The 13,370-nt window shown below is 72.9% G+C and carries 9 protein-coding genes; 3 read left to right on the top strand and 6 right to left on the bottom strand.

Annotation, left to right across the window (positions count from 1 at the left end; all coding sequences use genetic code 11):
- Window positions 1–16: 16 nt before the first annotated feature.
- Window positions 17–3,844 (bottom strand): helix-turn-helix domain-containing protein, encoded by a 3,828-nt coding sequence (locus ACPU2J_RS05400; RefSeq protein WP_423832875.1) that lies wholly within the window; start codon window positions 3,842–3,844, stop codon window positions 17–19.
- Window positions 3,845–3,990: 146 nt separating this feature from the next.
- Window positions 3,991–4,353 (bottom strand): hypothetical protein, encoded by a 363-nt coding sequence (locus ACPU2J_RS05395; RefSeq protein ID WP_361594155.1) that lies wholly within the window; start codon window positions 4,351–4,353, stop codon window positions 3,991–3,993.
- A gap of 356 nt (window positions 4,354–4,709) precedes the next feature.
- On the opposite strand from ACPU2J_RS05395, the gene ACPU2J_RS05390 reads away from it, so the two are divergent.
- Window positions 4,710–5,792 (top strand): right-handed parallel beta-helix repeat-containing protein, encoded by a 1,083-nt coding sequence (locus ACPU2J_RS05390; protein WP_423832874.1) that lies wholly within the window; start codon window positions 4,710–4,712, stop codon window positions 5,790–5,792.
- A gap of 35 nt (window positions 5,793–5,827) precedes the next feature.
- Entirely contained in the window at window positions 5,828–6,892 is a 1,065-nt protein-coding gene (locus ACPU2J_RS05385) for a methyltransferase (protein ID WP_365138653.1), read from the top strand.
- A 102-nt stretch (window positions 6,893–6,994) separates the two neighbouring features.
- Here the strand turns inward: ACPU2J_RS05385 and ACPU2J_RS05380 are convergent, their stop codons facing one another.
- Both ACPU2J_RS05380 and ACPU2J_RS05375 read right to left on the bottom strand, forming a co-directional pair.
- The gene (locus ACPU2J_RS05380) at window positions 6,995–7,252 is read right to left on the bottom strand and encodes an acyl carrier protein (protein WP_361594159.1); all 258 of its coding nucleotides are present in this window, start codon (window positions 7,250–7,252) and stop codon (window positions 6,995–6,997) included.
- Window positions 7,253–7,264: 12 nt separating this feature from the next.
- A complete protein-coding gene (locus ACPU2J_RS05375) occupies window positions 7,265–8,449 on the bottom strand; it encodes a SchA/CurD-like domain-containing protein (RefSeq protein ID WP_361594161.1) in 1,185 nt (394 codons plus the stop codon).
- 150 nt (window positions 8,450–8,599) lie between these two features.
- Between ACPU2J_RS05375 and ACPU2J_RS05370 the strand changes: the two genes are divergently transcribed.
- Entirely contained in the window at window positions 8,600–10,264 is a 1,665-nt protein-coding gene (locus ACPU2J_RS05370; protein ID WP_399310819.1) for an FAD-dependent oxidoreductase, read from the top strand.
- Between the two features lie 115 nt (window positions 10,265–10,379).
- Here ACPU2J_RS05370 and ACPU2J_RS05365 read toward each other — a convergent pair whose 3' ends face one another.
- Window positions 10,380–10,994, bottom strand: coding sequence for a TetR/AcrR family transcriptional regulator (locus ACPU2J_RS05365; protein WP_420081506.1), 615 nt, complete (start codon window positions 10,992–10,994; stop codon window positions 10,380–10,382).
- Between the two features lie 112 nt (window positions 10,995–11,106).
- Window positions 11,107–13,167, bottom strand: coding sequence for a discoidin domain-containing protein (locus tag ACPU2J_RS05360; protein ID WP_365138665.1), 2,061 nt, complete (start codon window positions 13,165–13,167; stop codon window positions 11,107–11,109).
- Window positions 13,168–13,370 lie beyond the last annotated feature (203 nt).

The raw sequence follows: 13,370 nt of genomic DNA, 5'->3' as shown, positions 1-13,370 counted from the left end.
GACCGGGCGGGACGGCTCACCCGTCGCGCCCGGCGAGCTGCTCCCTGCGCCGCGGATCGAGTCCCTCCCGCAGCCGGTCGACCGCCGCCAGCCGCTCCCCGACGTCCAGGCTCCACAGCCGTACCGTGCCGTCCGTGCTGCTGCTGGCCAACGCCCGCCCGCCGGGCGCGAACACCACGCCCCACACGGCGTTCGTGTGCCCGGAGAGCACGGCCAGCGTCCGCCGGGCGGCCACGTCCCACAGCCGCACCGTACGGTCGTTCCCGCTGCTGGCCAGGGTCCGGCCGTCGGGGGAGAACGCCAGACCCCGGGCCGACCCGGTGTGTCCGGACAGGGCGGCCACCGGGCGGTGGCTCCGCGCGTCCCACAGCCGTACCGTCCCGTCGTTGCCGCTGCTGGCCAGGGTCCGGCCGTCCGGGCCGAAGGCCACGCCCCGCACCGCGCCCGTGTGGCCGGTGAGGACGGCCAGCGCGCGGCGTCCGGCCACGTCCCAGAGACGGACCGTCAGATCGTCGCCCGCGCTCGCCAGTGTGCGGCCGTCGGGGGAGAAGGCCACGTCGTTGGCGAAGTCCGTGTGCCCGTCGAGCGCGGCGAGCCGGCGGCGCGACTCCACGTCCCACAGCCCTACGGTGCCGTCGGAACCGGCCGAGGCCAGGGTCCGCCCGTCGGGCGAGAACGCCACCGAGAACACGGTCCCGCCCTGCCCGGTCAGCAGCGCGGACGGCTTGGCCGAGGCCACGTCCCAGAGCCGGATCGTGCCGTCGGAACCGGCAGAGGCCAGCGTGCGGCCGTCGGGGGAGAACGCCACCGTGAACACCGTCTCGCTGTGCCCCGGCAGGGTGGCCAGCACGCGCCGCCGCGCCACGTCCCACAACCGCACCGCGTGGTCCGACTCCGCGGTGGCCAGCAGCTTCCCGTCCGGACTGTACGCGGCGTGCCAGACTTCCGTGAACGGCCGCGAGGTCAGCGCCGTGCCCCGCAGGTCCCAGAGCACCACCGACTGGTCGAAGCCGGCGGTGGCCAGCATCGACCCCGTGCCGTCCACGGCCACCCCGAGCACGTAGTCGGTGTGCCCGGACAGGGTCGCCGCCGGCCGCCCGCCCGCCACGTCCCACAGCCGGGTCGCGCCGTCGCCTCCCGCGCTGATCACCGTCGTACCGTCCGGGGTGTAGGCGACCGCGTTGACGTCGTCGCTGTGCCCGGTCAGCGTCGCCACCGTCCGGCGGTCCGCCACGTCCCACAGCCGGACGGTCCGGTCGACGCCCCCGGTGGCCACCGTCCGGCCGTCCGGGGCGAAGGCCGCGCCCAGCACCTCGTCCGTGTGCCCGGACAGCGTGGCCGTCTCGCGGCCCTCCGCCGGATCCCACAGCCGGACGGTCCGGTCGGCCCCGGCGGAGACCAGCGTCCGGCCGTCCGCCGCGAACGCCACCGCGTTGACCCGGCCGGTGTGCCCGGCCAGGTCCGCGACCGGGGCGTACTCCCCGGACGCCTCCCACAGCCGGATCGTCCCGTCGGCGCACCCGGTCGCCAGGGTCCGCCCGTCCGGACCGAACGCCACCGCCCGCGCACCCGTCGTACGCGCCGGGAGCACCGCCTTCGTCCGGTGGTCCACGGTGTCCCAGAGCCGGACCGGCCCCTCGGTGGAGGCCGCCGCCACCGTCCGGCCGTCGGGGCTCACTGCCACCGCCCGGACCCGCCCGGCCAGGGCGAAGGTCGCGGTCGTGCTGCGGTCGGACACCCGCCGCAGTGTGACCGTGCCGTCCGAACTGCCCGTCACCAGAAGGTCGTTGCCGGGGCCGAAGGCGACCGCGTTCACGGGCCCGCCGTGCCCGCCGAGGCGGCCCACGAACGGTTGGGCCTGCGTGCTGAGCAGCGCCCCCCGGGCCTCGCTCGTCTGCGCCGTGCGGTACGCCTCGCCCGCCAGCAGCAGGGAGGCCTCCGGCTGCCCGGCGGCCAGCGCCGCGGACTGCAGGGCGAGCGCCCGCGACCGGGCCACCCGCTCCTGTCCGAGCGCCCCGGCCCGCTGCTGGTAGGCCAGCCCGCCCGCACCCACCGCCAGCACCAGCAGGACCACCAGCGTGGCCAGCATCCGCTGCCGCAGCCGGGCCTGACGTTGCGCCTGGCGCTCCCGGCCCTCCTGCGCGGCCCGGCTCTCCCGCAGGAAGGCGGCCTCCAGGGGGCCGAGCCGGGTCCGGCCGTCGAGCTCGTCGGCCCAGGACCGGGCGGTGTCGAGCCGCGTGCCCCGGTAGAGGGCCGACGGGTCGCGCCCCTCGCGTTCCCACTCGGCCGCCGCGTGCGCCAGCTGCTGGTGGATCAGCAGCCCCGCCCGGTCGGCGCGGATCCAGCCGCGCAGCCGCGGCCAGGCGTCGAGCAGGGCCTCGTGGGTGATCTCCACCGTGTCGCTGTCCATGGTGATCAGACGCGCCCGTACGAAGGCGTCGAGCGCGGCCGCGGCCGGGCCCGCGTCGGCCAGTTGTCCCATCAGGGCGGTGCGGTCCATCCGGCGCCGGGTCGCCCCGGCGCCGTCGGCCAGGTGCACCAGCCGCACCAGGACCCGGCGCAGGGTGTGCTGCTCGGCGGGGTGCAGTCCGGCGAACACCTCCTCCGCCGTCCGGGCGACCGCACCGCGGATTCCGCCGGTGCGCTCGTACCCGGCCACGGTGAGCGTGGAGTCCGTACGCAGGCCCCAGGTGGCCATCAGGGCGTGCGACACCAGGGGCAGCGCGCCCGAGGGCGCGGAGCCGGGCAGGTCCTCGCGCAGGCCCAGGTCGCGCAGCAGCACCGGGAGCAGCCCCGGTTCGAGGCCGAGGCCGGCCAGCTCCGCCGGACCGGTGACGGACTCCCGCAGCTCCGCCGGCGTCATCGGGGGCAGGACGAACAGGCCGCCGGTGAAGACGGGAGCCAGCTCGGGCAGGTCCAGGCAGTTCCCGGAGAAGTCGGCCCGTACGCCGAGGACGACCGCGGCCGGGTCGTACGGAGAGCCCTCCGGCCCGGCGGCGGCGAGCGAGCAGAGCACCCGCACGAACGCGTGCCGCTCCTCCGGCTCGGTGCAGAGGGTGAACAGCTCCTCGAACTGGTCCACGATCAGCACGAGGCGCGGGGGCGGCGGGCACGGCGCACCGGGGTCCGCCGGGGCCGGCGGGGCCAGCGCGCGCACCGCCTCCAGCAGGGCGTGCGGCCGCTCGCGCACCTGCCGTGCGGTGACGCCCGGGTCGCCGCCTAGGGCCTTCGCGGTCCGGTCCAGCAGCTCCTGCACGGGCCGGGCGGTCGGTGTGCAGCGCACCACCGGCCAGGTGTCGGCGCCCGCCATGGGGAAGGCGCCGCGCCGCAGCGCGGGAACGAGACCGGCGTTGAGCAGCGAGGACTTTCCGGCGCCCGACGGGGCGACCAGCATCAGGGGGCCCTCGCCGATCCGCTCGAAGACCCGTTCGGCCAGTTCGGCGGTCGCCCGCTCCCGGCCGAAGAACCACCGGGCGTCGTGCGCGGTGAACGCCGGCAGGCCGCGGTACGGGCATTCGCCGCCGGACCGCGGCGGCCCGACCCGGGCGGCGGCGCCGTGCTCGGGGTGCTCCGCCTCCCGGGCCACCCGCAGCAGTTCGCCCTCCGCCTCCAGGACCTCGTCACAGCGCCGTGCGACGTCGACGGTGACGGGCTTCGCGCCGGTCTCGATCTTGCTCAGGTAGCCCTTGCTGTAGTGCGTCCGCCGGGCGAGGTCCGCGAGGGACAGCCCGCGTTGCAGCCGCAGACGTCTGAGCTGGGCGGGGAAGGGCGGTACGGCGTCGTCGGATTGCGGCCGGCGGTCGGTGTCGCGCCGGCGGTCCGGATCCCCCAAAGCATCCCCCATGGCAGTGTGCCCAGGCAGTGAGAAGGCCGGGCACAGGCTACCGCGAAGCGGGGAGGGAGATGTGGATCTTCATGCCGGTATGACCGGAACGTGGGGCGGCCGGGGCCGCCGTGGGGGCGGCCCCGGCCGAGGTCCCGGCGATGGTGTCACCGGTTGAGGCGGACCGAGTTGATGGGCGTGAGGTCGGCGTAGACACCGGTCTTGGCCGCGATGGTGCCGCCGCAGCCCGCTCCGTTGTACCCGGTGCACAGATTTGCGGTCGCACCGCCGTACTGGTTGTTGAGCACCCAGTGGTTGCCGAACTGGTTGCTCAGGTTGTGGGCCCCGTAGCTGTAGAAGATGTGGGTCGGCTTGACGGCGGGGTTCTGGTTCTGGGGATAGATGCAGACCGCCCCGTCCGGGCATCCGGCCCAGGCGTCGGCGGGCTTGGCCTCCACGCTGCCGCTCAGTGCGACCACGGCGACGACGGAGGTTGCGAGGGCGGCGGCGCCGCGGAACAGCTTGCGCATGATCTCCCCTTGGGGTTCTTGCCTCGTTCTGACGCCTCCAGCCTTGCCCGGCCCGGCACCGGGGTCGACGGGTTGCCCGTTGCCCGTCCCGCGTGCGCCCGGGAAACCCCGCCCCACCAGCACCGCGGCCGGACGGCGGGCAACGTGCGGGTCGCCCGGACGGGCGCGGTCCGGCGTCCGCGCGGGTGCGGACCCGGCGGACCGCGCGCGTGCGCCCGGGCGTTCCGGCCGGGGCGGTGGGCCCGTTACCTCGGGCCACCCGTCCGGACGCCGAAATACCGCCGTTCGGCCACGGCACGTGCCTTTCCGGTCACCCAGTGTGGCGATTTGTACCAAACGCCCATAACTTCGGCATCGTGACGAACCGACAACTGAAGTCCCTCACGTGCATCGCAGTCGTCATGGCCGCTGGTTTCGGCGCGTTCGCGCCTCCCGCCTCCGCGGCCGGGCTCCGAGTGCAACCGGGCGACTCGATCCAGGCCGCGGTGGACTCCGCGCGACCGGGCGACATCATCACCGTGCTGCCCGGCACCTACCACGAGAACGTACTGATCACGAAGAGGCTGACGCTGCGCGGCTACGGGGACCGGACGGTCATCAAGCCGCCCGCCGCCACGGCCGTGACCCCGCCGAACCCGGCGCGGGCGGCCACCGCCTGCTCCCAGGCCGACACCGGCATCTGCGTCATGGGCACGGCACAGGAGCCCGTCACCGGCGTGGACATCCGGGCCCTGACCGTCTCGGGGTTCAAGCGCAACGGCATCTGGGCCTCGTACACCGACCGGATGAACGTCGAGCGGGTCACCTCGGAGAAGAACGGCACCTGGGGCATCGCCCAGGAGCGTTCCACCCGGGGCACCTTCCGCAGGAACACCGCCCGTGACAACGCCGAGTCGGGGATCTTCATCGCCAACACGGTCGAACGCGAGGGCGGCGCCACCGACACCCTCGGCGCCGTCATCCGCGGCAACACGCTGACCGGCAACCGCATCGGAGTGACCGTCAGGCGCGTGCGGAACCTCAGCGTCGCCGGCAACACGGTCACCGGCAACTGTGGGGGCGTCTTCGTCGTCGGCGACGAGGGCGAGCCCGGCGCCGGCGACCTGACGATCCGCGGCAACCGCATCCACGAGAACAACAAGTTCTGCAAGGGCAACAGCCGCCTCCCCGACATCCAGGGCGTCGGCATCGTCCTCACCGGGGCCGAGGAGACGATCATCCGGTCCAACTCCGTCCGCGGCAACGTCGGAGCCTCCCCCCTCTCGGGCGGCATCCTGCTGTTCAAGAGCTTCGTGGGCGCCACCAACACCGACAACGTCATCGAGGACAACGTCGTCCGCGACAACAAGCCCGCGGACCTCGCCAACCAGGGGACCGGCAGCGGCAACCGCTTCCTCGGCAACCGGTGCGACACCTCCGTCCCCGCCGGGATGTGCTGACCGGTGTCCCCCCTCACGAGCAGAATGGAGGCCCCATGACCACGGTGAGCCCCACCCCGGCCCCCGTGCCCACCCCCACCGCACCGCACACCCCGCCGCCCGCCATGCGGATGCGGGAGCTGGTCTTCGGCGCGGCCTGCGCCGCCGCCGTACGGGCCGCGGCCCGGCTCAAGGTCGCCGACGCCCTCGACGAGGAGCCCGCCGGCGTCGCCGAGCTGGCCGCCGCGGTGGGAGCCGAACCGAAGCCGCTGCAGCGCCTGCTGCGGGCACTGTCCTGCTACGGCGTCTTCGCCGAGACCGAGGACGGCCGCTTCGCCCACACCCCGATGTCCCGGCTCCTGCGCGAGGACGACCCGCACAGCCTGCGCTACATCGCCCTGTGGTGCACCGAGCCGTGGACCTGGCAGGCCTGGCCGAAGCTCGACGACGCCGTGCGCTCGGGCGGGAGCATCTTCCACGACCTCTACGGCAAGGGCTTCTTCGACTACCTGCACGAGGACGCGCACGACTCGGCCCACGTCTTCAACCGGGCCATGACCACCTCCAGCATGCAGTCGGCGCTCGACGTCGCGGAGCTCCTCGACCTCACCGGCGTCCGCGTGGTCGCCGACATCGGCGGCGGCCAGGGCCACGTCCTGGCCAGCCTGCTGGAGAAGCACCCCGACGTCCGGGGCTTCCTGCTCGACCTGCCGGGCGTCGTCGCGAAGGCCGACCCCCGGCTGCGGGAGGGCGGCGCGCTCGCCGGGCGGACCGGCATCGTCGCCGGTGACGTCCGGGAGTCCGTCCCGGTCGAGGCCGACATGTTCATCATCAAGAACATCCTCGAATGGGACGACGAGAGCACCAGGCGGACCCTGGGCAACGTCGTCTCCGCCGCCCGCCCCGGCACCAGGGTCGTCGTCATCGAGAACCTCGTCGACGACACCCCGTCCATGCGCTTCACCACCGCCATGGACCTGATGCTGCTGCTCAACGTCGGCGGGGCGAAGCACACCAAGGAGAGCCTGTGCACCCGTCTGGCGGACGCCGGACTGGCCATCGGCGACATCCACCCCGTCAACGCGTACCTGCACGCCTTCGAGTGCACCGTGCCCGGGTGATTGCGGCAGGCCAACACGACGACGCCCCGGGACCGGCGGTGATCCGGTCCCGGGGCGTCGGCCTGCGGGCGGGGTGGCGGCGCGCCCGTCCGCCCGGCCGGGTCAGGTGCCGGCCGTCAGGGCGCTGTTGACGAGGTCGAGGAACTCGCGCGGCGACTTGCACTTGTCCGCGTCGGTGGGGAGCGGCCGGCTGTGCCGGTTCTCCAGCTCCCCGACGATCCCGAGCAGGCCCAGGGAGTCGAGCCCCCACTCGTCGAACGCCGAATCGGGACGGTTCGCCATGTCCGCGGGGTCGACGGTGATCCCGGCGCCCTTCTTCATCAGCGAGGCCAGTTCTTCGATGGTGAGTCGATCGGTCATGAGGGCTTCTCCTCAGGCTCGGGCCGGCGCACGCCGGTCGGTGATCAGGCGCATCTCGGAGCGCGCGAGGAACTGCGAGATCTCCTGGTGGGTGGTCGGGACGCCGTCCTTGGCGCTGTCGAGCAGCCGGGCGAGCACCGCCGCCTTGTGGCCGCCCTCGACGCCCAGACTCAGCGCGGGCCGGGCGTCGAGCGGGCCGCGCAGGTCCAGGAGGCGCACCACGACGTCGTCCCGCTGGAAGACGGTGCTCGCCTCGATGGGGTTGGTCACGTCGTCCACGGCGGTCTCGTCCTGGCGGGCGAGCAGCCTGGCCAGCGCCATCCCGCAGCCCTGCTTGGCGGGATAGAAGAGCGCGTGCCGGCCGAGCCCCGGGACCTCGCCGCCGCCGGCCGCCACGTGGTGCACCGCGGGCAGTGCCGCACGGGTGAAGAAGGTACGGGCCGACCCCGGGTCGTCGAGGTCCCGGTCCTGCTCCAGGTACGGGTTGATCGCCTCCTCCAGTGCCCTGACCTCGGGCTGCAGGGCGACGTGGCGCAGCGCGGCCAGCAGGTCGCCCTCCACCTCGACGGCCCGTACGACCCGGTTGCCGTGCATGAAGAGCGAGGTGCGGCGCAGCCGGGTCTTGTCGTCGACCTCCGCCTTCGGGGACGCGTACCCGCCCAGCAGCTTGGCCACGGCCGGTTCGCTGCCCGGCTTCACGGTGAAGGTGAGCGCGTGGCGGACGATCCCGTCCCCGCGGCGCGGGGCGACCCGCAGACCCGCGTGCGTCCCGTCCCCGGTGTCCTCGGCCGGAGCGCCGGCGGGGGAGAGGACGTCGGTGAACGCGCGGGCGGCGGCGAAGGAGGGCACGGGATCCGTGCCGGTGGCCCGCAGGACGCTGAAGCGCAGCGAACGGGTGTCCCGGACGCAGCCGTGGAGGGGCTGGACCGACGCCACGTGCTCCTCGCTGTTGACCCAGGCCAGGAACCGCGGCGCGCTCTCCCACTCACTGGTGATCAGCCACTGCGACGGGTTCTCGATCGACTGGCACAGCTCGTCCCTGATGTGCCCGGGGACGGAGGACACCTGCTGGTGGAGGCGTTCGTACACCTCCAGGAACCGGTTCTGGGCACCGTCGTACAGATCCAGCAGCAGCACGACCCGAAGTCTCGAGTCGTCGAAGGCGGACTGGGATATCCGTTCCGACAAGGTCGTCATCGTTCACACTCCTTCGAGACCACAAGGTCGTCGCCACGGGGCGGCGCCACCCGAACCGATCGTGGTCCGATAGCCCGCCCGGCGCGAGAGGAGAGAACCAAGCGGGTGAACGCGCGAGGGAACCCCGCCCGCACAGGGCATGGAAGAGCCATGAAGGAAAACGTCGACCACCGCGTCCCGGTCCTCATCGTGGGCGGCTCGCTGGTGGGCTTGTGCACCTCGCTGTTCCTCGGCCGTCATGGCATCGCGCACATGCTGGTCGAGAAGCACGCGGGAACCTCGCTGCACCCGCGTGGACGCGGTATCAACGTACGGACCATGGAGCTGTTCCGGGTCGCCGGCGTCGAGGGACGGATCCGCGAAGCGGCCTCCGTCCTGTCCGACAACCACGGCATCCTCCAGGGCGGCTCACTCACCGGTGACGACCAGGAGTGGCTCTTCGAACGGATCGACCCGGGCGGCGCCCTCGCCCGGTTCAGCCCGTCGACCTGGTGCCTGTGCAGCCAGAACGACATCGAGCCCGTCCTGATGTCCGTGACCCCCACCCTCGGGGCGGACCTGCGCTTCTCCACCGAACTGCTCTCCTTCGAGCAGGACACCGGCGGCGTCACCGCGATCGTCAAGAACCGGGAGACCGGGGAACACAGCACGGTGCGCGCGGACTACCTGGTGGCCGCCGACGGGCCGCGCAGCCCCGTGCGCGAGCAGCTGCGCATCGGCCAGAGCGGACACGGCGACCTCTTCCACAACGTGAGCGTCACCTTCCGGTCCCGCATGCTCGCGGACGTGATCGGCGACCGGCGCTTCATCGTCTGCTACCTGACCAAGCCGGACGCCGACGGCGCGCTGCTGCCCGTCGACAACCACGAGAAGTGGGTCTTCCACGCCCCGTGGCACCCGGACCGGGGCGAGACCCTGGAGGACTTCACCGACGAGCGCTGCGTCGAGCACATCCGGCGGGCCGTCGGCGCCCCGGACCTGGACGTCGAGGTCACCGGGAAGGCCCCCTGGCACGCCGCCGAGCGGGTCGCGCAGCGCTACGCGGCCGGCCGGGTCTTCCTCGCTGGGGACTCCGCCCACGAGATGTCCCCGACCGGGGCGTTCGGTTCGAACACCGGCATCCAGGACGCCCACAACCTCGCCTGGAAGCTGGCCGCCGTACTCGAGGGCGCGGCGGGCCCGGGGCTGCTGGAGACGTACGAGTCGGAGCGGCTGCCGGTGGCGCGGGCCACCAGCGAGCGCGCCTCGGCCCGTTCGGCGGAGCACAGCCACCCCGGCTACGAGCCCGACCACGACCCGGCCCGGTCGGCCGCGGCGGAGCCCGGGGCGAAGGGACCGCAGAACGGTGTCCTGCCGGTGGCCATGGGCTACCACTACGGCGAGGGCGCGGTGGTCGGCGCCGACCCGGACCTCCCCGTCGTACCGGACCGGATGCGCCTGGGCGGGGAACCGGGCACGCGGGCGCCGCACCTGTGGCTGCGGGCGCCGGGAGAAGCGGAGCCCCTGTCCACGGTCGACCTCTACGAGCGGTCCTTCGTGCTGCTCAGCTCCGAGGGGACGCCCTGGAGCGGGGCCGCGCAGTCCGTCGCCAAGCGGATGAACGTACGGCTCAAGGGCTACGGGATCGGCACGGGCCCCGAGGCCGACCTGGTCCCGGAGAACGGCGCCGACTGGGCGGAGGCACACGGCACGGAACCGGGCGGAGCGGTCCTCGTCCGCCCGGACGGCTTCGTCGCCTGGCGCGCGCCCCAGGCCGTGGCCGACCCCGAATCGGTGCTCTCCCGCGTGCTGACCACCCTGCTGGACCGCGCCTGACGACCGCACCCGGCTTGGACGACACCAGGGGCGCCGGCCCCGCGGATCCCGCGGGCCCGGCGCCCCTCGCCGTGCCGCTCACGCGGTCCGGACACGGCGGCCGCGGGCGGGTGCCTCAGGTCAGGGCCGGTTCCGTCTCCTCCCCGGCGAGGGCCGCGACGTGGGCGGTGAGCGCGTCCAGGATGGCCGCGGCGGCCGCGTCGTCCCCGAGGACGAGGTGCCGGAGGGTCAGCCCGTCCGTCATGGCCGCCAGATAGCGGGCCAGGACCGGTACCGGGACGCGGAGGGTGAAACCCATGCGTGCCCGGAGCTGCTCGATGAGTTCGGTGTAGGTGTCGGAGTACAGCTCGTACTGGCGGCGGGCCAGGTGCTCGAAGCCGGGGTTGCGCAGGGCGTACTGGGTGAGCTCGTAGGTGAGCAGGTGCTCGCCGGGGTGGGCGGAGACGTGGTCCCAGTAGGCCTGGAAGCCCGCGCGGACGGTCTCCCGGAGGGTGGCCTTCGGGCGCAGGGCCTCGCGCACGAGGGTGACGCTGTGCTCGGTGATGGCCGTGATGACGGACTCCAGCAGGGCCTGCTTGGAGTCGAAGCAGTAGTGGAAGACGCTCAGGGACACGCCGGCTTCGGCACAGACGGACCGGGTGGTGGTGGCGGCCACGCCGTCGCGGGCCATCGCGCGGATCGCGGCCTCCGTCAGCTGGCGTCGCCGTTCGGCCGACGGCATCCGTGCCATGGGCGTTCGTTCCTTTCCGTGCTGTTCCGTTCGGTGCGTGCGCTGGTCCGGGAGCGACGCAGGGGCCGGCCGGATCGGCAGGGATCCGGCCGGCCCCGTACGCGGGGCGGTGTCAGCTGCTGTAGACGCCGACCTCGTAGAGCGAGTACCCCCACTGGGTGCCGCGCTGCACCCCGTGGACCCGGACGTAGCGCGCCGGGGTGCCGTTGAACCGGGCCGTGTCCAGGCCGCCGTCACCGGTGGCCGTGGACCAGGCGGTCTGCCAGTTCGTACCGTCGGCCGACAGCTCGATCCGGTACCCCTTGCCGTGCGCGCGCTCCCAGTCCAGGGTGACGCGCTTGACCAGCTGGGCCGAGCCGAGGTCGAGCTGCAGCCACTGGTCGTCGTTCCAGTCGCTCGCCCAGCGGCTTCCGGTGTTGCCGTCCACGGCCCGGTGGGGCGCGTAGCTGACGAACGGGTTCCACTCCGACGAGCTGGCCGAGGCGGCGGCGCCCGCGGCGAGGTTGACCCCCGCCTTGTGCTTCTCGGACGAACCCCAGGTGGTGAGGTACGACTCCGCGCCGCGGAAGAGGTCGTCCACCACGTCCTGGCCGCCCACCTTGCGGATGTCCTCGATCCAGTCCGGGACCAGGCCGTAGTGGGAGGCACCGTCGGTGTTGATGTCCCAGGTGCGCTGGCCCGTGGTCTGCCGGTCGATGACCGAGCCGCCGTCGGTGCTGCGGAAGGGGTAGGTCACCTTGGTGGGGGTGTCGCCGCGCGGCCCGGGCCACCCGCCGACGCCGTTCATGTCGGTGCCGTACCCGTAGCCCACCCCGTACTTGTCGCGCAGGGCGTTCTTGGCCTTGGCCTCCGCGCTGAAGCCCTCGGCCCCGTTCATGTACTGGGCCACGAAACCGCCGAGCTTGTACAGCCGCTCGGTCCAGTTGTCGTCCATCCAGCTGTGCGAGGAGATGATGCCCGGGTAGGACTCCGACTCCAGGATGTCGAAGGCCCGTCCGGCGGCCTTGACGCTCATGTGGTCGATCTCCAGCATCATCTTGCGTTTCATCATCCCGCGTACCGCGTACTCGCCGAGCTCGGTCAGACCGCGGGTGTTGCACTGGGCGCCGGCCGCGTACGAGGGTACGGACACACCGGCCGGCAGCTCCTTCTGCGCCGCGGGGGCCGCCGCGAGCCCGATCGGGTTGTCATGCTGCGGGCCGGTGCACTCCTCCGTCTTCCAGAAGGTGCCGGTCGACAGGAACTGGCCGACGTTGATGGCCGTGCCCAGGGCGCCCTGGTCGAAGCGCACGCCGCACAGGGCGTTGTCGAACTTGTGGCACAGGAACATGCTGCGCACGCCCAGCTTGTGCAGCTCGTCCAGGCCGCGGTCGATGTCGGCCTTGCTGCACTGCGCGATGTCGAGGATCTGCTTGCAGCCGAACGGCTCGGAGGTCTCGACGCCCAGGACGACGGCCATCTTGCCCTGCTTGACGACCTCGCGGGCCTGCTCGGAGTCGGTGACGATGCGGAACCAGCCCTTCCCCGGGCCGCCGTACATCTTGTCGATGTAGGCCTGCATGTCGTACGTCTTCTGCGCCTCCAGGCGGATGGCGGTCATCTCGTCGCAGCCGCGGTCCTTGAAGAAGTAGACCGAGCAGATCACCCCGTTGGTGACGAGGTCGTTGACGAGGACCCGCTGGCCGCCGCGCCAGGCACGTTCGACCCAGGCGTAGTAGTTCTGCTGGTGGGTGAGCGAGTCGTGGGCGGGCCAGTCCTTGAAGGTGGGCCAGCCGTCGGGATCGTGCTTGCCGTCCCCGCCGTTGGTGATGTAGTCGAAGATCGCCAGGGAGCCGTCGGGGTAGTGCTCGGGACAGTCCTTGAGGGCGTCGGCGACGCCCATCTCGGAGAAGGGCTTGCCGCAGATGAGACGGCCGCCGAAGCCCTCGTTGGACATCAGGTGGTCGTGGGCGTCGACGAAGCCGCGGACGCGGCCCTGGGCGTCGGTGCCCTTGAAGGGCTCGCCCGTGACGTTGATCTCGGAGTCGGGTGCGGGTCGTGCCACCGGCGTCCACCAGCCGGGGTCGGCGGCGGAGCTCGGCACGGGGCCGAGCACCATCGCCACCACGGCGAGGAGCAATGACAGGACCGCGAAGGGCCTACGCGTACGGTGCGTTCGTGGGGAAATGGTCATCACTCACGTCTTCGGTCAGCGGCCGGCGCGGTGGGGGAGCCGGATCCGTTCGGGGGTGGGGACGGTCACGGGGACCCGCTGCTCGCCATGGCTGGTTGTCATGAACTCGCTAACGGTGGCTCGAGAATCCCGACTGGCGCGAACGGAGTCAAGAGTCCGGGACGGATGACCTGATGAATCGTCAGCCAATGCCTCCGGCCCGG

Origin of the sequence: Streptomyces manipurensis, assembly GCF_049570255.1 — a bacterium.
GTDB lineage: Bacteria > Actinomycetota > Actinomycetes > Streptomycetales > Streptomycetaceae > Streptomyces > Streptomyces manipurensis.
This window is presented reverse-complemented; position numbering and strand designations above follow the sequence as displayed.